The organism is Salinispora pacifica DSM 45544 (assembly GCF_000378845.1).
Classification (GTDB): domain Bacteria; phylum Actinomycetota; class Actinomycetes; order Mycobacteriales; family Micromonosporaceae; genus Micromonospora; species Micromonospora pacifica.
On record NZ_KB905359.1, the window covers coordinates 1,402,244 to 1,420,206 of the forward strand.

The 17,963-nt window shown below is 67.7% G+C and carries 19 protein-coding genes, 1 tRNA gene and 1 pseudogene; 10 read left to right on the forward strand and 11 right to left on the reverse strand.

Annotation, left to right across the window (positions count from 1 at the left end; all coding sequences use genetic code 11):
• Positions 1 to 105 precede the first annotated feature (105 nt).
• The 5 genes from tgmC to SALPAC3_RS28260 form a co-directional block, all read right to left on the reverse strand.
• Entirely contained in the window at positions 106 to 1,257 is a 1,152-nt protein-coding gene (tgmC, locus tag SALPAC3_RS0106290; RefSeq protein ID WP_018220415.1) for an ATP-grasp peptide maturase system methyltransferase, read from the reverse strand.
• Positions 1,254 to 2,207 (reverse strand): ATP-grasp ribosomal peptide maturase, encoded by a 954-nt coding sequence (gene tgmB, locus SALPAC3_RS0106295; RefSeq protein ID WP_018220416.1) that lies wholly within the window; start codon positions 2,205 to 2,207, stop codon positions 1,254 to 1,256. The genes tgmC and tgmB overlap by 4 nt, the downstream gene beginning before the upstream one ends.
• A gap of 5 nt (positions 2,208 to 2,212) precedes the next feature.
• Positions 2,213 to 2,509 (reverse strand): putative ATP-grasp-modified RiPP, encoded by a 297-nt coding sequence (gene tgmA, locus SALPAC3_RS0106300; RefSeq protein ID WP_018220417.1) that lies wholly within the window; start codon positions 2,507 to 2,509, stop codon positions 2,213 to 2,215.
• Between the two features lie 193 nt (positions 2,510 to 2,702).
• Positions 2,703 to 2,933, reverse strand: coding sequence for a hypothetical protein (locus SALPAC3_RS0106305; protein ID WP_018220418.1), 231 nt, complete (start codon positions 2,931 to 2,933; stop codon positions 2,703 to 2,705).
• Positions 2,933 to 3,109 carry a hypothetical protein gene (locus SALPAC3_RS28260; RefSeq protein WP_018220419.1) on the reverse strand — a complete coding sequence of 59 codons (177 nt, stop codon included), beginning with the start codon at positions 3,107 to 3,109 and terminating at the stop codon, positions 2,933 to 2,935. Before SALPAC3_RS28260 ends, SALPAC3_RS0106305 begins: the two co-directional genes overlap by 1 nt.
• A 125-nt stretch (positions 3,110 to 3,234) precedes the next feature.
• On the opposite strand from SALPAC3_RS28260, the gene SALPAC3_RS0106315 reads away from it, so the two are divergent.
• The 7 genes and pseudogenes from SALPAC3_RS0106315 (at position 3,235) to SALPAC3_RS25415 (ending at position 10,989) form a co-directional block, all read left to right on the forward strand.
• The gene (locus SALPAC3_RS0106315; protein WP_026185291.1) at positions 3,235 to 4,314 is read left to right on the forward strand and encodes a helix-turn-helix domain-containing protein; all 1,080 of its coding nucleotides are present in this window, start codon (positions 3,235 to 3,237) and stop codon (positions 4,312 to 4,314) included.
• A 308-nt stretch (positions 4,315 to 4,622) separates the two neighbouring features.
• Positions 4,623 to 6,395, forward strand: a complete 1,773-nt coding sequence (locus tag SALPAC3_RS0106320; protein ID WP_408640412.1) for an IS481 family transposase — start codon at positions 4,623 to 4,625, stop codon at positions 6,393 to 6,395.
• An 89-nt stretch (positions 6,396 to 6,484) separates the two neighbouring features.
• Positions 6,485 to 6,949 (forward strand): hypothetical protein, encoded by a 465-nt coding sequence (locus tag SALPAC3_RS0106325; protein ID WP_018220422.1) that lies wholly within the window; start codon positions 6,485 to 6,487, stop codon positions 6,947 to 6,949.
• A 416-nt stretch (positions 6,950 to 7,365) separates the two neighbouring features.
• Entirely contained in the window at positions 7,366 to 7,992 is a 627-nt protein-coding gene (locus tag SALPAC3_RS25400; protein WP_018220423.1) for an SMI1/KNR4 family protein, read from the forward strand.
• Between the two features lie 144 nt (positions 7,993 to 8,136).
• A pseudogene (locus SALPAC3_RS25405) lies at positions 8,137 to 9,912 on the forward strand (IS481 family transposase).
• 4 nt (positions 9,913 to 9,916) lie between these two features.
• On the forward strand, positions 9,917 to 10,228 hold the full coding sequence (locus SALPAC3_RS28265) for a hypothetical protein (RefSeq protein ID WP_018220424.1): 312 nt from the start codon (positions 9,917 to 9,919) through the stop codon (positions 10,226 to 10,228).
• 362 nt (positions 10,229 to 10,590) lie between these two features.
• A complete protein-coding gene (locus SALPAC3_RS25415) occupies positions 10,591 to 10,989 on the forward strand; it encodes a hypothetical protein (protein ID WP_018220426.1) in 399 nt (132 codons plus the stop codon).
• 399 nt (positions 10,990 to 11,388) lie between these two features.
• Here the strand turns inward: SALPAC3_RS25415 and SALPAC3_RS0106355 are convergent, their stop codons facing one another.
• Together SALPAC3_RS0106355 and SALPAC3_RS27865 are read right to left on the reverse strand one after the other, a co-directional pair.
• Positions 11,389 to 11,826, reverse strand: a complete 438-nt coding sequence (locus SALPAC3_RS0106355) for a tetratricopeptide repeat protein (protein WP_232430468.1) — start codon at positions 11,824 to 11,826, stop codon at positions 11,389 to 11,391.
• On the reverse strand, positions 11,811 to 12,527 hold the full coding sequence (locus tag SALPAC3_RS27865; RefSeq protein WP_157632311.1) for a hypothetical protein: 717 nt from the start codon (positions 12,525 to 12,527) through the stop codon (positions 11,811 to 11,813). The genes SALPAC3_RS0106355 and SALPAC3_RS27865 overlap by 16 nt, the downstream gene beginning before the upstream one ends.
• Between SALPAC3_RS27865 and SALPAC3_RS25420 the strand changes: the two genes are divergently transcribed.
• Positions 12,526 to 13,425, forward strand: a complete 900-nt coding sequence (locus tag SALPAC3_RS25420; RefSeq protein WP_018220428.1) for a site-specific integrase — start codon at positions 12,526 to 12,528, stop codon at positions 13,423 to 13,425. The genes SALPAC3_RS27865 and SALPAC3_RS25420 overlap by 2 nt on opposite strands.
• 65 nt (positions 13,426 to 13,490) lie before the next feature.
• Here the strand turns inward: SALPAC3_RS25420 and SALPAC3_RS0106365 are convergent.
• Together SALPAC3_RS0106365 and SALPAC3_RS0106370 are read right to left on the reverse strand one after the other, a co-directional pair.
• Positions 13,491 to 13,565 (reverse strand) — tRNA-Val (locus SALPAC3_RS0106365).
• 51 nt (positions 13,566 to 13,616) lie between these two features.
• Positions 13,617 to 14,177 (reverse strand): TIGR02611 family protein, encoded by a 561-nt coding sequence (locus tag SALPAC3_RS0106370; RefSeq protein ID WP_026185292.1) that lies wholly within the window; start codon positions 14,175 to 14,177, stop codon positions 13,617 to 13,619.
• A 293-nt stretch (positions 14,178 to 14,470) separates the two neighbouring features.
• Here SALPAC3_RS0106370 and SALPAC3_RS0106375 point away from each other — a divergent pair, with 293 nt between their 5' ends.
• Complete coding sequence (locus SALPAC3_RS0106375) at positions 14,471 to 14,902, forward strand: SsgA family sporulation/cell division regulator (protein ID WP_011905498.1); 432 nt, start codon at positions 14,471 to 14,473, stop codon at positions 14,900 to 14,902.
• Between the two features lie 138 nt (positions 14,903 to 15,040).
• On the opposite strand, the gene SALPAC3_RS0106380 is transcribed toward SALPAC3_RS0106375, so the two are convergent.
• Positions 15,041 to 15,817, reverse strand: coding sequence for a RhlG family 3-oxoacyl-ACP reductase (locus tag SALPAC3_RS0106380; RefSeq protein ID WP_018220430.1), 777 nt, complete (start codon positions 15,815 to 15,817; stop codon positions 15,041 to 15,043).
• A gap of 209 nt (positions 15,818 to 16,026) precedes the next feature.
• Here SALPAC3_RS0106380 and SALPAC3_RS0106385 point away from each other — a divergent pair, with 209 nt between their 5' ends.
• On the forward strand, positions 16,027 to 17,016 hold the full coding sequence (locus SALPAC3_RS0106385) for a helix-turn-helix transcriptional regulator (RefSeq protein WP_018220431.1): 990 nt from the start codon (positions 16,027 to 16,029) through the stop codon (positions 17,014 to 17,016).
• On the opposite strand, the gene SALPAC3_RS27870 is transcribed toward SALPAC3_RS0106385, so the two are convergent.
• A complete protein-coding gene (locus SALPAC3_RS27870) occupies positions 16,900 to 17,853 on the reverse strand; it encodes a hypothetical protein (protein ID WP_155253897.1) in 954 nt (317 codons plus the stop codon). The two genes, SALPAC3_RS0106385 and SALPAC3_RS27870, sit on opposite strands and share 117 nt — an antisense overlap.
• Positions 17,854 to 17,963: the final 110 nt, after the last annotated feature.

The window sequence follows — 17,963 nt, forward strand, 5'->3', positions numbered from 1 at the left end:
GGCCGCCGTGACACGCGCTGACCGGGGGCGCACCAGTCGGGACCACGACCCGGCGAGGCCCCGCCCTTCCGACTGGGGAGAGCGGGGCCGGCTGCATTGGTGGGCTCACCTTGGTGGGTCGAGAGTCCAGGTGTGTGGTCCGGTGGGTGTGTCGACCCAGAGGGTGTGGGCACCGTTGCGGTCGATGGTGAGGCCCAGGCGATCGTGGGTGGGGCGGCCGGCGTCGGCCCACCGGCGGCATGCGGTGGCTACCGCGTGCCAGAGCCGGCGGGGCCCGCCTTGCACGACGGTGACGGTCGAGCCCCGGGCGTGGATTCGCGCCCAGGAGCCAGTGTCGGCGTCGACGAGGCAATGGACCTCTTCCCCGTCGGGGAGCAGGGTGCAGTGGTAGATGCTCGGCTCGGCGAGCCGCCACCAGAACTCACCGCACGGGTCGCCGAACAGCGCGACATCGCGATCGTTGCCCGGTGATGTGGTGCCGGTGCTACCCATACACAGTGACACCATGTCGGCCACGGTCGGTCCGACGGGTCCGTCGGCGGGTCGGGCCTCGATGAATGCGGCTACCTGCGGCAGGAACCGGCCGTGCCCCGTGCCGGTGTCGTCGACTCGGAGTGGTACGACGCCGTAGGACAGGTTGGCCAGGACAAGCCCGCCGGGTTTGGTTTGTCGTAGCCAGGCGGCTGGTACTCGGCGTACGGAGCAGGTGGCGATCAGTCGGTCGTAGGGTGCCCTTGCTGGGTATCCGGCCAGGCCGTCCGCGGTGACCACGGTTGGCTGGTAGCCGGCCTGGTGGAGGGCGGTGGTGGCGGTGGTGATCAGGTGCGGGTCGATGTCGACGGAGGTGACCGCCGTATCCCCGAGCAGGTGGGCGAGGAGGGCGGCGTTGTAGCCGGTGCCGGTGCCGATCTCCAACACGGTCACGCCGGGTTGCAGGTCGAGGGCTTCCAGCATCACCGCCATAACCCCGGCCTGGGTGGATGAGCTGGTCGGCCGACCGTCCGCGCTGATTTGGGTGACGATCGCTTCGTCGCCGTAGACGGCCGTGAGGTAGGCGTCCTGGTGCTCCGGCCGGGCGGCGTGCAGCACATCACCGACCTGCCCGTGGGAGTTCACGTCGTAGACGGCGGGGGCGAACGGGTGGCGGGCGACCGACGCGAACGCTCCCGCCACGATGGGGTTGGTCAGATGTCCTGTGGTGTGTAGTCGGGCGACGAGGTGTTGTCGTCGTTGCCGGTAGTCGACGGTGAGAGTCACGGCGTCTCCAGGTACTCGGCGATAGCGGCGGCGATGGGCAGCCCCGTCTCGGCTTCGATCCAGGCCCACTGGCCGCCCGGGTTCACCTCTAGAAACACGTAGTCGCCGGTCGGGGTGACGATCAGGTCGATCGCGGCGAACGCGAGACCCAAGGCATTGGTCAGGGACAGGAGCTGGTCGGTGAGCGTGTCGGGCAGTGTGACCGGCGTGTAGGTGAGGTTGTCGTAGTCGGTGCGCCAGTCGATGCGGGCGGCGTCGGAGTGCGCGTCGATGCGGGCGGCGAACACACGCCGCCCGATGGTGGTGACGCGTAGCTCGTGGTCTTTCGGTATCTGGTGTTGGAGCAGGTGCGCGGTGCCGGTGACCGCGTCGGTGATCTGCTCGGCGGTGACTGGGCTGGTGGCCAGTGCCATCAGGTGTCCGGTGTCGGTGTCGAGGTAGGGCCGCACGTGCAGCGGTTTGTAGATCGCCCCGTCGGGGGCGGTAGCGATGAGGGCCCGCGCTGCCTGCGCCTCGTTGGTGATCAGTGTGTGGGGGGTGGTCAGGCCGCAGCGGGCCGCGACCGCGAGTTGCACGGGTTTGTAGTCGGCTGCCGCCATGTGGTGGGGGTGGTTAACCCACCGCACTGGCAGCGCCGCCACCAGGCCACCGAATCCCATCCGGGCTTCCTGGGTAGCCCACCGCCGTTCGTAGTCGTCGAGGCCATCGGCTAGCCGGAACGGGCCGGGCCGCCGGTACACCGCGGTGACATTTTCCAGCCGGGTTTGCCGGTGCGCGTCGGCCAGGACGCCGGACCAGCCGCCCTGACCGCGGAGAACGGCGGCCAGGGTGAGGAGCTGGGGGAAGTCGCCGGTATCGACGCGATGTACCTGCGCGTCCCGGTTGTGTAGCGCGGTGATGACCAGGTCAGCGGTCACATCGCGGGGCTCGGTCAGGACCAGGATCGTCACGGGTGTCAGTCCTGGTAGGTGTCCGGGGTGGAGTCATTGAAGTTTTGGTGATCGTAGGAGGTCTTGCTGTTCGTGGCGACCTTCTGCGTGGTCTGCGGCTTGCCCAAGGTAGTGCCGTCAACACCGATCACGGTCTGCGTCACCGGGTCCAGGTGGGTGTCGGTCAGGTCAACCACCGGAACCTCGTCACCTACCTGCGTGGACAGTGTCAGCCCGAACGGGCGAGCCGGGCTCACCCGTCCCTTCTCGGTGCGGCTGTCGTAGAGCGGCAGCAGGCAACGGTCCGGGGCGAACGTAGTCATAGCGACCTCCATCATTTGAGGGGTATACCTTGCGATTTGCGGTGCTCGGAGCAGGTCGTGGGTGAGTAGCACGGCGTACGCCTTCGCCCACGGCCAGCACCGCCGCGGGGCGCCGCACACGGGACAGCGACCGTCGACCTGCCGGTGCTCGTGCAGGTCCCGCCACCAGCGGCGGACGGTCGCGTCGCCGGGTTCAACGCCGGCTCCCGGCGCGCTGCGGTGGAGCCCAGTTGCCCTGCCCGACCGAGCCGAGGTAGTCGTAGGCGGTTTCGGTGGGCGGACACGGCCATGCGGACCGGCAGATCGGGCACCGGTCGATCCGCGGCCAGTGCTCGGTGATGATCCGCCGGGCGGACAGGATCATCCGGTTGCGTAGCTGGACCGTCGACAGACTGCCGGAGCGCGGCCGGGCGTGGGTGGCCATCACCGGGAGCAGGCCCGCTGCCGGGCCAACCGGGTCATCAACGGCCGACTATCAAGGATCACCGTCGGTTGGTCCCACAGCGGGCGGTAGGCGCCGGCCCGCGCCGAATACACCGTGGCAGGACCAGTGGCGTCCAACCGCGCGGAACGGCGGCGTTTGCGGAACAGCCGGATCATGCGCGTGCTCCCTCACCCTGGCGCCTCGGACATCCATCCGGCCGCGTCGTGTGATTTCAGCGTGCGACTACGGGACTACGCTCGGAAGGAGGTCAATGTTTTCAGGGCTTTCAGCAGGGGGACGTGTGGACGATCTCGGCACCCAACTCCGGCAGACTCGTACCGAGGCCGGGGTTACATTGGCCTCAATGGCCGCTCGTACCTCGTACTCGGTGTCACACCTGAGCAATGTCGAGGCTGGGCGGAGGACAGCAACGCCCGACATCGTGCTCGCCTACGCGCGGCTCCTGGGGGAGGGTGAGATGAGGCGTCGACAGATGTTCGGCCTGGCGGCCGGCGTCGTCGGCCCGGTCGTGGCCGGCGAACTGATCCGGGCCGGTTTCAGCGCTGCGCTACGCGGCCGGACTGCTGAGGAGGACTGGCGGGAGCGGGTCGACCAGTACGGTCGGGACTACATGGCGGTGGGAGCCGTGGCGCTTCAGTCCCGCCTCGCGAACGACCTTGTGATCCTGCAACAGCACCTGGACACGCCGGCCATGTGGTCACACGCCGCCAGGGCGTTGGTGACCTACGGCAAAACCACTCCCAACCCCACCGAGGCCATCCGCTGGTACGACCTAGCCGGCGTGGCCGCCGACCGCTCCGACGATCTCGCCGTGCGGGTATGGGTCCGGGGCCGGGCCGCAATCGCGTTGGCCTACGAGGGGGCGGCGCTAACCACGGCGCGGCGGTACGCCGATCAGGCTGTCGCACTGTCGGACCGGCCGTCACTCGGACGTGTCCAGGCGTTGATGGCGCAGGCACACGTGGCGGCCGGACGCGGGGACCGCAGCGGCGCCGTCGCGCTCGACACCGATGCTCGGCGGGTGTTCGACCAGGTGGCATCGGCGGATGGCGAGGTGTCTGATACCGCCGTCCCGCCGTGGCGGATGGCCACGTTCCGGAGCATGTTGTATGCCCGCCTCGGGATGCCCGGCCCCGGGTCCGAGGCCCAAGAGGAGGCCGACCGCACCCGACCTGGGGATCTCCCCCGCTTCGCCACTCATATTGAGCTACATCGTGGACTCACGATGGTCAAAGCCGGTGACAGCGCCGGCGGGTTCGCCTACGCCCAGCGGGCAATGGATGCCCTACCGGCCGACCGTCGATCGCAGAGTTTGGTACTCATGCTGCGTGAAGTGGAGCAGGCCACCTCGCGGCGGTAAACCCCGACGCCCTGCCGCCATCGACGGTACTCCCCGCCCGCACGTCACGCCGCCATCCGGCGGTGTGGTCCACCTCGGGCGCGTCGGGCCGTACGCCCTACCACGGAATGGTGGCTCCGAACAGGTTCGAGCTGTCCGCTATGAAGTAGCGGACATTCAAAACGTCAACGGACGTCCAAAAATCATTCGTTGTCCTGCGCCGGTTGATGGTTGACACGGCGGCCTCGGTTGATGTTTGACACCTGGTCGGCCCGGCCCTCTTTTCGTCTGTAGTCAGGCGGGAGGAGCACCGGGTGGGACTCGCGGAGTTGAGCGTCATGGAGCAGCGGTTTCACGCCGTGATGGAGTGCCTGGGTGGCATGCCGAAGACGGAGGTAGCGGCCCGGTATGGGGTGTCGCGGCAGACGATCCACAACTGGCTGGCCCGGTATGCCGCTGAGGGCGTCAAGGGCTTGGAGGACCGGTCGCATCGCCCGCATGTCTGCCCGCACCGGGTAGATCCCTTGACGGAGGCTTTGGTGTGTGAGCTGCGCCGGGATCATCCGCGGTGGGGTCCGCGTCGGCTGCGGTTCGAGGCCAGGCGCCGTGGTGTGACTCCCGCGCCGGCTCGGGCGACGGTGTATCGGATCCTGCGCCGCAACAACCTGGTTCCGGCGGCGCCTCGGAAGCGCCGGCGGGAGGACTACCGGCGGTGGGAACGTCCGGAGCCGATGGAGTTGTGGCAGATGGACATCGTCGGGGGTGTGCTCCTTGCTGACGGCACGGAGGCGAAGGTCGTCACGGGGCTGGATGACCACTCCCGCTACTGCGTGATCGCCACCGTGGTGCGTCGGGCCACCGGCCGCGCTGTGTGCGCCGCGTTCGCCGCCGCCCTGGCCCGGTTCGGGCTGCCGGGTGAGGTGCTGACCGACAACGGCAAGCAGTTCACCGGCAGGTTCACCAAGCCCCGGCCGGGTGAGGTGTTGTTCGAGCGGATCTGCAGGGAGAACGGCATCGTGGCCCGCAACACCAAGCCACGCTCCCCGACCACAACCGGGAAGGTGGAGCGGTTCCACCAGAGTCTTCAGGGTGAGTGCCTGGATGGGCGGGTATTCGCCACCCTGGAGGAGGCCCAGGCCTCGGTGGACCTGTTCGTCACCGAGTACAACTACGACCGGCCGCACCAGGGCATCGACGACGCCTTCCCCGCCGACCGCTTCCACCGACCCACCCCCGGACGCGACCGGTTCGCAGCGGAGGCACTGCCGCTTCGCCTGCCGGCCGGGCTGCTGCCCGCCGCCCCACCGGCGCCGAGGAAGCCACCCGCCGCCGAGGTCGACACCTCGGTGACCGTGTCCACCGGCCGCCCGCAGCCCGTGCAGCTGGTCCGGGTGGTTCCGCCATCGGGCAATCTGACAGTCGCCCAGCAGCAGGTGTGGCTCGGCCCCGCCCTCGCCGGCACCCCCGTCACGATCTGGGTCGACACCGACCGGCTGCACGTCCTGACCGCCAACGGCGCCCGCATCAAGTCCAGCCCATCCCGGCTGTCCCAACGCGACCTCGCCCGGCTCGTGGCCGACGGCGGCAGCCCCGCCGGGCCACCCCCACTACCCTCGGTCGAGCCGCACACCACCGCCGTCGAGGTCGACCGGGTCGTCAACGCCTGCGGCGGCATCAGCGCCGCCGGCCGGCAGATCAGCGTCGGCATGCCCCTTGCCGGCCAACGGATCCGGATCCGCCTCGACGGCATCCTCCTGCACGTCATCGACGACGCCGGGCAGCTGCGCCGCACCCTACGCTGCCCACTCCTGCCCACCGCGCTCGGCCACATCCGCGACGCCCGACCCGCCTCACCAGTCCCACCACCGGCCACCGCCCCGACCGTCGAGCGGGTCGTGTCCATCAACGGCCGCATCCAAGTCGCCGGACAGCGCATCCAAATCGGCAAGGTCCACGCCCGCAAACTCGTCACCGTCGCCCTCGACGAGCACACCATCACCGTCTACGACGCCGAGACCCCGATCGCGGCCGTTCCCCGCCGCAGCACCACCGAACTGAACCGAACCAAGGCCAAGCACCAGATAACTACCTCCCGGCGATGACCTCGACACGACGCCTAGTCTCGCCATCAACACCGTGCCTACCGGCCAACAGGTCCGCCGGCACCATGCTGAGGAACGGGAAGGACCGCGTGGACAAAGCCCTGCACGTGCATGGCCTGGTGCTGCCCACCTTGCTGATCGAACTGGTCAACGGTGGCCGCTGGCTGCACCCAGGTGACGACGCCCTGCATGATCTCATGCCCTGGTTCGAATCTCCGCTGGACTTTCTCACCAGCACCGAAGGGATGCGCCGCGAGAGCAGATCGCTCACTCTGTTTGCCGACGACCCGCCCTCCTCGCACCTGTTCCGGCAGACACGGGGAAGCATCGCCACCGCCGGCGTCGAGCTGCCCTGGCTCGACGTGGAACAGGCAGTCCTCATCGCGGTCAACCGCATCCCCGGTGATGACGTTGCGATGGCTCTCGACTATCGCACCGACCCCGCCGACCCCCGGGTCGTCGCAAGCGACTTCTGGACCGACCCGAAGCGATGTTCCTGGCAGGCCGTCACCCCGACCTTCTCTCAACTCGTAGAGGTCCTCCGGCTTGTCTAACCCCACACACGGAGTCGCCCGGCCAGACACGCCCCGCCGCGCCATACCATCGATGCCAACAACCAGATCACGACCAGTATCCGATCATGACCCGGTGTCAAACATCCTGCGACGCCGTTTCGTCAACCATCATGCGAGACCAGGCAGCTTAGTCGCTTCAGTCGTGGTGTCCGGTCTCGGAACCTGCGTGACACATCGGTATCAGGACCTGCGTGACACTCCGCTGTGACGGGCGGGCTTGGGCACGGTGACCGATGACGGCACCCTCGTATCGCCGGCCAGGACATCCACATCGGGATCGGCCACGCCGGCCGCACCGTCACCGTCGAGAAGCCGGAACCGCCTTGATCAAGAACGTTAGCAACTCTGCCGGCAGAAGTCCGTAGGCTGACGACACAGCGAATGGAGTGACAGAGATGTGGGACGCCAACGACATCCACGCCCGGCTGGCGGCAATACGCGTTGCAGACCCCGGCCTGCAAAGGTTCGGCGCCAGCCGCCATCAGCACCGACTCGGACCCACCCTCAGCGAAGCCGATGTGGCCGCCTTCGAGGCGCAACACCGGGTCACGCTGCCAGAGAACTACCGCACCTTCCTCCTCGAGGTAGGTAACGGCGGTGCCGGACCACACTACGGACTATTCCCCCTTCACGGCGAAGGCATGAGAGACGTCGACCGAGAGGAACGCTTCCGGTCCGGTCACCTGGCCACACCGTTTCCTCACACCCAGGCATGGAATCCGGACTACGACGTACCTGTCCTAGGGCGTCCTGGCCCAGTCGACAGAATGACAGAAGACGAGTACTTCGACGAGCGATGGACAACCGGGTCGCTGATCGTTGCCGAGTTCGGCTGCGGCGCCTTCCACCGCCTCGTCATCACCGGAACCGCCCGCGGCCAAGTCTGGTTTGACGACCGCGCCGCCGACAATGGCCTCGCCCCCGAGGCCGACTTCCATGCCTGGTACGAAACCTGGGTTCACAACCAGAAGAAATTCGACCCGGCAGGCCAAACCGCTGCCGAGCAAGACAAGATCGTCTAACTGGACGTGCACCCACGTCCCGAGACCAATCTGTCACGCAGGTCCTGAGACTTGACATCGTCGGCAGCCGGGTGTCCGTACTCGGGACCTGCGTGACACATCGGTATCAGTACCTGCGTAACACTCCGCCAAGTGTTGGTGGAGATGAGCGTGATGGAACAGCGGTATCGGGCCGTCCAGGACGTGCTCGCCGGTTCGACGGTCACAGATGTCGCCGAACGGTTCGGCGTCTCCCGCCAGGCGGTGCATCGCTGGCTAGCCTGGTATGCCGACGAAGGGCTGGAAGTGCTGGCCGATCGATCCAGCCGGCCACATACCTCGCCCAGTCAGATTCCGTCAGAGGTGGAGGCGCTGATCTGTGAGCTGCGCCGGAACCATCCTCGCTGGGGTGCCCGTCGTCTCGTCTTCGAGCTAGGCCGCCGGGACTGTCCTGGGCCGGTTCCGTCGCGGATCACGGTGCATCGGGTACTGATCCGACACGGGCTGGTCACCCCGACACCTCGCCGCCGTCGTCGTGAGGACTACAAGCGGTGGGAACGCAGTCGACCGATGGAGCTGTGGCAGCTGGACATCGTCGGTGGTATCCGCCTCGCTGACGGTGGTGAGGCAAAGGTCGTCACCGGCGTTGACGACCACTCCCGGTTCTGCGTCATTGCGGCCGTGGTCCGCCGAGCAACCGGCCGGGCCGTGTGTCTGGCCTTCACCGAAGCCTTGCAACGGTTCGGGATGCCCGAGGAGGTCCTGACGGACAACGGCAAGCAGTTCACCGGCCGGTTCAACCAGCCCCGCCCAGCCGAGGTGCTATTCGAACGCATCTGCCGTGAGAACGGCATCGCGGCCCGCAACACCAAACCCCGCACCCCGACTACGACCCGGCAAGGTCGAACGGTTCCACCAGACCTTACAACGCGAACTCCTCGACGATGTCGAGGTCTGGGCCAGCCCGGAGGAGGCCCAGGCTGCCATCAACGTGTTCCGGCACGAATACAACACCCAACGACCGCACCAATCCCTCGCGATGGCGTTCCCGGTCGACCGGTTCCCCAGTCCGCTAGCTGACGAGCAACTGCCGCTGCGGCTGCCCCCGACGCTGACCAGCACAACCCCGCCCCCCGAGAACCGCTGCCACCCCCACCATCAGCACCGACGTCATCCGCCGCCTCAGCCACCATTGCCGCCGCACCAGTGACGACCGGCGATGATGTCGGCCTAGCCGTGGAGCTCACCCGCCTCGTTCCCGCCTCGGGCAACCTCACCGTCTGCGGGCAACAGTTCTGGCTCAGCCCTACCCGAGCCGGGCTTCCAGTCACCCTCTGGGCCGACGCCACCGTCGTCCACCTGCTCATCAACGGCGTCCGACTCAAGACCGTCCCATCCCGGCTCACCTCCGCCAGCCTGCGGCAACTCCTCACCGACGACGGCCGACCACCGATCACCACTGGCACCGCCCAGCCCGGCGCCCCCATCGAGGTCGAACGGCTCGTCAACGCCACCGGCCTGATCAGCCTCGCCGGCCGGCAACACCCCGTTGGCTACCGGCCGCCGCGTCACCGTCGACCGCGGCCTCATGCAGATCAGCGCCGACGGATCCTGCTGCGAAGCCTGCCAAACCCGCTGACGTCAGCCAAAATCGCCGACATCCGCGACGCCCGCCCCGCCGGACCCCCACCAACCTCACCAGCCGAACCGCTGCGAGTCGAACGTCGAGTCAGCTACCGAGGAACCCTCGTCGCCGCCGACCAACGCATCCAGGTAGGTAAAATCCAAGCCGGTCGCACACTGACCGTCGAAGCCGGCGACACCACCTTCCGTGTCTACGACGGCAATCAACTCCTCACCGAGGTCCCCCGAACCACCGGCAAGGACATCACCCGCCTCAAGGTCCGCAAGCCCGAACCACCACGAACTGCGCAAGAATGAGACCATGGAGAAACAACCCACCTTCACCGACCCGTGGTGGGACCTACGTGGAGACGACTCCGTCGAACGACAACAACGCAAAGCCCTGCACACCGAACTTCTTATCGAGGTGGCCCCCGGCCACCCGCTGCACGGCCAGCCCACCAGGATCGTTGCCAGGTCCCAGGCGTCGGATGACATCCTCGTTCAACTTCCCGAACGCTGGGCACTCATCCACCTCACCTGGAAAGGCACCCCGGAGACACCGCCCTGGCCAAGGACCGAGTTCTACAGCACCATCCACACTCTCGTGCAGGCCCTCCAAGAGACAGACTGAACACCAAGAAACAAGATCGTCTAGCCGGACGTGTCACCCACGTCCCGAGACTGATCTGTCACGCAGGTCCTGAGACCCGACACCGCCGGCAACCGGCTGTCCGGTCTCGGTACCTGCGTGACAGATCGCTTCAGGACCTGGGTGACACTCCGCCGAAGCGGGCGGGGCTCAGGCACGGTGACCGATGGCCGCGCCCTGGTCATCGCCTGCGATGATGACCCCCGCACCGTCCAACGCAGCAACGATCATCCGGTGCGCCTCCTCAAAGCTCATCGGCCGCGCAAAGTCCGGCTCGATGCCTGACCCCAGACCGTAGGCCGAAGGCGCGTCAGGAGCGGTGCCAAGTCCAGCAAGGGAGACCCGTGAACGAAGACGAAAGCCTTCGCCGCTACGGCCTACGACCGTCCTTCGCCGACCTGCCTCACATCCGCGAGATACTCCAAGCCCAAGCAGACCTTGAGCAGCATGACCAGGACACGGAGCTCATGAAGCTGTGCAGCCTGCAGCTGTTCAACGCCGGCCAACTGAGCGACGTGCTCGTCATCTGGCAGGCCAAGGAATCGAGCTGGGATGCCCACTGCTCAATCGACGTCCAACTGCTCTGCGGAGCAGGACTGAACGCCACCAAGGCGCACCTGGAGGCCGACGGCTCCGAGGACGCGGCAGAAGCACTCCGCTACCTGCTCGACTGCGAGGCAGCCGGTGACTTCGACAACTTCTCGGTAGTCGAGGAGCCCGATGGAGAGGCAACTACTACCTGACCTAACCAAGAGACCTACCCGGCGGCCGGCCTGCTACTTGACCCCCAGGCTTGCCACCGCTTCGCGGACTAGACCCCCACCCCTGGGACAGCCGAAGTCGTCCAGGGTCGCCGGACAACTTCTGGCGGTCCACTTGATGAGAGAATGGCTGTATGGGAGCTGGCCCTGATACAACCGCGGAGTGGTGGACCACCTCCGATGTCGCTGCGTACCTCGGCGTCAAGATCGCGACTGTGTCGAACTACCGGAAGCGTGGTCAGATGCCGGAGCCTGACGCGACGATCGGGCGTACCCACATGTGGCGCCCGAGCAGGGTTGTCTCCTGGCATGAAGGCCGTCCTCGGCCTGGCGTCGGTGGTCGCCCGAACCGGGCTGGTTCAGACGAGAACCCCGGTGGGATCAGCTCGCGCTGAGGGCTCGAACCTCGTCAAGGTACGCAACGGCCTCCGGCTCTTTCGGATACCGCTCCCGCACCAGCGTCGCCAGTTCTTTCGAGCACATCAGGAGGGATGGCAATGACTTACGATCTCCCTCCAATGCCCGGCGACCGTAGGTCACCGCCTGATCGAGGTCACCGACACGTGCTGCCACGACGCCGAGCGTGATGCGCGCTTCGGCGTTGCGCATTGGTTTGCGTTCGGTTCCGTCCGGATCCGTAGATGAACGGATGACCTCTCGGGCGTACATCTCCGCAAGGCGGTCCTCACCAGCGATCCGGTAGCAGTCCATCGCGTAGAAGTCGAACTTTGATGGGTCCACTACGAAGTGATGGTCGGTGTCATCTGGATATGGCAACGACTCAAGCAGCACACGTCCTTTGTCTAGTGCCGTTTCCACCTGCCGCCTGTCGCCAATTCGAGCCCATGCCTTGGCAGTTGCGCGGCCAGTTGGACGGCTGCGCCGCTATGGGCTGCCACCGCTTCGCCGGCTTCAGCAGCTGCGATCACGCCCCGGTAGTCGCCCTGGGTTAGGGCGTACCACGCTCGCATTTCGTAGGCCCAGCCGGAGATGGCGGTGTTTCCGGCTTCGTTGCCTAGTGTCAAGGCAGCCTTGCGGGTCCCCCCAGCGACGCTTCGTAGCCCCATGTCGTACTCCACGCAGCCAACGAGCAGAGCGACCCAGCCGGCGAGGGTCAACACCCCTTGGTGCTGCCCAAGAGTTAGCCGACGATCAGTTAGTGCGGTGATCCGCCGTAGCCAGGACCGACCGTCGATTCGTAGCTGATCGGATGACATATAGGGGTACTCGCAGCACAGGCGATCAGCGGTGAATTTAAGCGCTTCAAGTGTGGCGTGAGAAACCTCGGAGCTTCGGAGACGGGCGAGAATCTCGTCTGTCTCCATGCCGGTGCCAGCAATCAGGTCAGCCTCTCCACGAGGCGTTGCAGGCGGGAAGAACGTAGCTGTGACGGTGCCGAAGGTCTCCGCAATGAGCGACTTGTAGTACCCATCCGGCTCAGAGTTTCCCGACTCCCATCGCTTCCAGTTTCGAAGCAGGGTGCTGTCGGCCGGCAGTTGGTCTGCCGCGTGCGCTCGCATGGCGCGCACCCGTACCAAGTGCGTGATCCTCTGCCGTACCCATATCATTCCCGCCCTCGGCGCTCGCAAGCTCCGCGAGCTTCACGCCCAGGATGTCGACCGATGGCTAGCCGACAAGGCCACCACTCTAAGCACCCGCACCCTCAGTGACCTGTACGGGTGCCTCAACCGCTCGATCAATCGAGCCATGGCTCGGGACAAGGTGAAGCGCAATGTCGTTGCACTGTGCACCGTCCCGCGCGGGCAGGAGGGCCGGCCCTCCAAGTCTCTCACTCTCTCTCAGGCTCGGGCGATCCTGAATGCCGCTGAGAGTACGCGGCTTCACGCCTACGTCGTGCTGTCGCTCCTGACGGGAGCGCGCACTGAAGAACTCCGCGCGTTGCGCTGGGATCACATCGATCTGATCGGCCGACCTCACCTTGACCCGCCGTTGCCGCCCTCTGTCCAGGTGTGGCGGTCGGTCCGGGCCGGCGGCGACACCAAGACCAGGAAGTCACGTCGGACGCTCGCGCTTCCTCAACGCTGCGTCTCGGCCCTCCAGCTCCACCGGCAGCAGCAGGGCCAGGACCAGGCCGACGCCGGCAAGGACTGGCAACCGCTCGGACTGGTCTTCACCACATCACTCGGCACCGCCCTCGACGCGGCCAACGTCCGCCGGGCCTTCCGCCGGGTCGTTACCCTCGCCGGCCCCGGCCCGGCCTCCTGGACGCCCCGCGAGCTGCGGCACAGCTTCGTGTCGTTGCTCTCCGACAGCGGGGTAAGCCTCGAAGAGATCGCGGATCTCTGCGGGCACGCCGGCACCACGGTTACCGAGAAGGTCTACCGGCATCAATTACGACCCGTTCTCCTCGGAGGCGCGCGGGTCATGGATGACATCTTCGGGCCGACGCGCTCGTAGTCACCCAGTTAGTCACCCGGACATGAAAAGAGGGTCAGGTCATCGATGTGACCTGACCCTCTACGTGGTGGGCGATACTGGGATCGAACCAGTGACCTCTTCGGTGTGAACGAAGCGCTCTCCCGCTGAGCTAATCGCCCGTTGGCTCGGATGACTCTACCTGATCGCCAATGCCGAACCCAAACCGAGGCTCAGCTCGCCGCCAGGCGGTCCAGTACCCAGGCCACCACGTCGAAGCCGACGCTGTACTTGAGCGACAGCCACACGACGGTCGACACGAAGACGAGACCGACCGCACCGATAACGAACCGCACTGAGAGTGATTGTCGGGTAACCCAGCTGGTCCAGCCGTAGACGTGCCGGCGGGTAAAGGTGAGCAACCGCCGCGCCCAGTGAAACTCCACCGCCCAGATCCCGAGGCCGGCGATCACTAGCAACCAGCCGGGGCCCGGCAGCGGGATCAGCGCGATTCCGACCGTGACGACGATGGCACCGGTGATCGCGACAAAGACCTTCAGGGCAAGTCGGCCGGTGGGGTTGGCCCGAATCAACGCGAGGGTGGTCGAGATTCGCTGGCGCCACCGCGGCCGTTCTCCCCGGGTGTCGACCAGCGCCGCCCCCGCTGCCGGTGCACCCATGTCCGAGCCGGATCGGCCCGGTCTACTCCGCTGTTCGTTCGACACCCAGCACCCCCGCCGTTCAGCCGTCTGGGTCGCGATGATCGGTCGACCCGACGGCGTGACACGATCCACTGAGGATCACCCTGTCACATTTCCTTCCCCCAGTGTGGCGCGCGCCCGTCACTGCGACCGTGGACTGGACGTTACCGGAGTAAGTCGACGACTGAAGCACCTGATGCCAAGCGGCACCGCGGACGGGTGGAACCGGAAATCCTACAGGAACTTTCACATTCTGGGGGACACTCCGAAGGCCTTCCCACCACTGGGTGAAGTCAGCGTATGGCGGAGCGTAGCTAGGGGCAGCACCTGAGTATGGGAAAAGCGGGACACGCGCGTTCCGCAGCGGTGCCGGGGGGAGAACGTCCATGAGTGTCATCCGACCGACGACCGTAGAGGTCGAGACGTCGCTAAGGCTCGTCGCACCTGACGCCACGGCCTTGCCGGTGCGTGCCAGTCTGCGCTACGACCCTGCTGATCCGTATGCGGTCCACGTCCTGTTCCATGCGGAATCGGCCGGTGGCGAGGCGGTCAGCTGGTCGTTCGCACGGGAACTGCTGGTGACCGGCCTCGATGAGCCGGCTGGCATCGGCGATGTGCGGGTCTGGCCCTGGGCCACCCCGCGCGGGGACTTCGTCGCCCTGGCGTTGTCGTCCCCGGACGGCAACGCCCTGTTTGAGGTGCCGCGGAGCGTCTTGGTGCGCTTCCTGCGGCGGACCTATGTCGTCGTCGCGCGCGGCCGCGAGGCCGAGCACCTGGACGTCGACACGGCGGTGAACCGGCTACTCGCCGGACGCTGAGATCGAGAGGCCGGAATCTGGATCGAAAGGACCGCAATCTGGTGACCGGTCAACCGGGGCCGCGCGGAGCTGCCGAGTCCGCGCGACCCCGGCCACCCCGGTCGGTACGCGAAAGCAACAACCGCCGGCTACGCCGGCTCAGCCGTGGGTGGTGATGCCGCCGTCAACCGGGATTACCGCGCCGGTCAGGTAGGCGCCGGCCCGCGACGACAGGTAGATCGCGGTGCCCGCCATGTCCTCCGGTCGGCCGATACGGCCCAGCGGCACCTGCTTCTCGATGGCAACCCGAGAAGCGGGATCGTCCAGGGCAAACGCCATCATCTTGCTCTCGAAGGGGCCCGGGGCGATCGCGTTGACGGTGACGTGTTCGGCGGCGAGTTGGTGGGCGAGGCTGCGGGTCAGCATGTGCACGGCCGCCTTCGTGGCGGAGTACGCGTACACCTCCATCCACGGGACCCGGATCCCGTCCACCGAGCCGATGTTGATAACCCGGGCGGGATCGTCTGCGGTGCCTGCGGCACGCAGTACGGGCAGCAGCGCGGTGGTGAGCCGGAAGACGGCCTTGACGTTAACCGCCCAGAGCTTGTCGAATGCGCTCTCCGGATAGGCCTCAAGTGGTGCGCCCCAGGTGGCGCCCGCGTTGTTGACCAGTACGTCGAGTCGGTCGTGCCGCTCTCGTACGCTGGCGGCGAGCGCCTCGGCGCCGGCGGCGCTGCTGAGGTCGACCGGGACCGCCGTGCACTCGCCCAGCGTTGACAGTTCGGCGGCGACCGCCGCGCAGACGTCCGCCTTCCGGGCAGCGATGATCACTTTGGCGCCGGCCCGTACGAAACCTTCGGCGATCATCCGGCCGATCCCGCGCGAGCCGCCGGTGACCAGGACGGTCTTGCCGGTAACCGAGAAAAGATCCGTCATGCCCGTCCCTTCGCCATCCACCCCTACCGCTCGGTAACGTAACCGCCTCGCTCAGTCCCCACAACCCTGCCGCCGGCACAACGGAGTCGGGGCGACGGAATCGGAGCAGCCCCTTTTCGGGCCCGTTGGTGCTGGTTCGCCGCGTGCATGGGACCGCGCGGCGAGGACGGTGATGCGGGAATCGGCGTACGGGGCTACCGTCGCGGGTGATGTTCTCTGCTGTTCATCGCACCCCGGACGTCGCCGTGAGCGCGGCGCTCGGCTTCGGTGGCGTGGTGACCGATCCGGCGTGGCGGCGTCCGGTCCTGCTGACGGAGGACCTGCTCATCCTGGTCATCGCGGGACATGGCAGCGCTGAGGTGGACTTCCACCCCCTCCCCTGCCACCCGGGCACACTGCTGCGGGTCCGGGCGGGCCAGGTGCTTCGGTGCGGGCCACCCAGCCTGGGTGCGATCGTGGTGCGCTGGGCCTCGGCGGCGCTGCACGGCTTCGACATTGACCCGGAGGCGGCCCCGACCCGGCTTGAGCTGACCGGTGCGGATGGAGTGGCCATCAGTACCGGGGTCCGTCAGCTCGCGACGGACTGCGAACAGTATCGCGGACAGTCCGCCGCTCTGCTCCGCCACCAGCTGGCGGCGCTGCTGCTTCGGCTGGCCCTGCTGTCCGACTCCGATGGGGGGCCGCAGCCCGCGTCGCGGTCGGCGTCGCGCACCGAGACCGGTACCTTCCGACTGCTCTGCCGCGAGTTGGAGCAGGGCTACCAGCGCAGCCGCCGGGTGGAGGACTACGCCGACCGGCTGGGTTGCTCGGTTCGTACCCTGACCCGCGCCTGCCTGGCGGTCACCGGGCGCAGCGCGAAGCAGGTGGTGGACGAGCGGGTGGCGTTGCAGGCCCGCCGCCTACTCGCGGCGACCGACGAACCGGTGGCGCGAATCGGCCAACGGCTCGGCTTCGCCGAGCCGACCAACTTCGGCCGGTTCTTCACCCGAGAGGTCGGGGTCAGCCCGGGGTCGTTCCGCGCCGCCCGGGGCGTTGCGCCCCTGGTACGCCCGCGCCCGCCCGCCGAGGCCGGCGGCGCTCAGCTACGGGTGCCGGGTCACCGCGATGACCACGTCACCGCCGAGTCGACCGTGCTCGGGGTCGCGCACGGCGGCGCCGCACCGCAGCAGCCCGGTGAGCGCCCGCTGCACGTCGACTGACCGATACGCGGTCGCGGTCAGCGCGTGTCGGCGCAGCTCGGTGACGGTGCGGGGGCCGGAGCGGGCCAGCTCGGCGAGGAGTTCCTGGCCCAGCAACTCGGGGGCGCGGGCGATGTCGAGCGGTTGCCCGCTCGGGTCGGCGGGGTCCCGATAGCGAACCGCGGTGTCGTCCTCCACCGCCCACAGGTGTTCCTTGAACGCCTCCAGGCTCCGGTCGTGGCCGGCGCCGAGGGCGAGCCGCCGCGCGAGTGACCCGTCCACCGCCACCAGGTCGACCTGGGTGGTGAGTGGGAAACCGGCACCGGCGAGACCGGCCCGCACCAAGCCGGCAGGGTCAGCAGATGCAGCCGCGGAGCCGGCAGGGTCAGCAGGGCCAGCAGCCGCGGGCTTCGCCTCGGTGACCAGCAGGAGCTCGGCGGGGCGGCCGGCGGCACTGGCGGCCAGCACACCGGGGTCGGTGGCGCCAGCCCCATCCAGGTACGACAGCAGCGGCGCCCCGGTGGCGCCGGCTGCCTTCACCGCCACCGGCAGCCGGGCGGGCCCGCCGGGCACCAGGTGTACGGCTATCTCGGCCGGCAGGCTCGCCTCGATCGCGCCCAGCCGGGCGGGGAGTTCCGCACCTCCGTCGGCGAGCACCAGCACGGTGAGCTGCCGCCCGCGAAGCTGGCCGGCGTGCTCGGCGAGCACGCCGAGTACCGCTTCGGCGGAGTCAGTGGCCGCGAGCAGGGCCCCGGGCCCGTACGCGAGCGCCACGACGCTGGGCCTCCCCCGCGCGACTGCTCGGGGCAACCACGCTTCGAGCTGCCGGCCGAGCAGTTCCCGTACCACCCCGTCCATCACGCCATCGGTTCTACCGTACCCGGATGGGCCGGAGGCGGCGGGGCCAGCAAAAGCAGCACGGCGGGAAACCCAACCGGCGCGGGACTTGTACATCCCGTCGCTGGTTA

What these genes read in the sequence shown, in the direction of transcription:
- SALPAC3_RS0106375 (WP_011905498.1), top strand. Translation starts at nt 14,471, where the DNA reads ATGAGTGTCATCCGACCGACGACCGTAGAGGTCGAGACGTCGCTAAGG.
- SALPAC3_RS27870 (WP_155253897.1), bottom strand. Translation starts at nt 17,853, where the DNA reads ATGGACGGGGTGGTACGGGAACTGCTCGGCCGGCAGCTCGAAGCGTGG.
- SALPAC3_RS25400 (WP_018220423.1), top strand. Translation starts at nt 7,366, where the DNA reads ATGTGGGACGCCAACGACATCCACGCCCGGCTGGCGGCAATACGCGTT.
- SALPAC3_RS25420 (WP_018220428.1), top strand. Translation starts at nt 12,526, where the DNA reads ATGGCGCGCACCCGTACCAAGTGCGTGATCCTCTGCCGTACCCATATC.
- SALPAC3_RS28260 (WP_018220419.1), bottom strand. Translation starts at nt 3,109, where the DNA reads ATGATCCGGCTGTTCCGCAAACGCCGCCGTTCCGCGCGGTTGGACGCC.
- SALPAC3_RS28265 (WP_018220424.1), top strand. Translation starts at nt 9,917, where the DNA reads ATGGAGAAACAACCCACCTTCACCGACCCGTGGTGGGACCTACGTGGA.
- SALPAC3_RS0106385 (WP_018220431.1), top strand. Translation starts at nt 16,027, where the DNA reads ATGTTCTCTGCTGTTCATCGCACCCCGGACGTCGCCGTGAGCGCGGCG.
- tgmA (WP_018220417.1), bottom strand. Translation starts at nt 2,509, where the DNA reads ATGACTACGTTCGCCCCGGACCGTTGCCTGCTGCCGCTCTACGACAGC.
- SALPAC3_RS0106305 (WP_018220418.1), bottom strand. Translation starts at nt 2,933, where the DNA reads ATGGCCACCCACGCCCGGCCGCGCTCCGGCAGTCTGTCGACGGTCCAG.
- SALPAC3_RS27865 (WP_157632311.1), bottom strand. Translation starts at nt 12,527, where the DNA reads ATGCGAGCGCACGCGGCAGACCAACTGCCGGCCGACAGCACCCTGCTT.
- SALPAC3_RS0106380 (WP_018220430.1), bottom strand. Translation starts at nt 15,817, where the DNA reads ATGACGGATCTTTTCTCGGTTACCGGCAAGACCGTCCTGGTCACCGGC.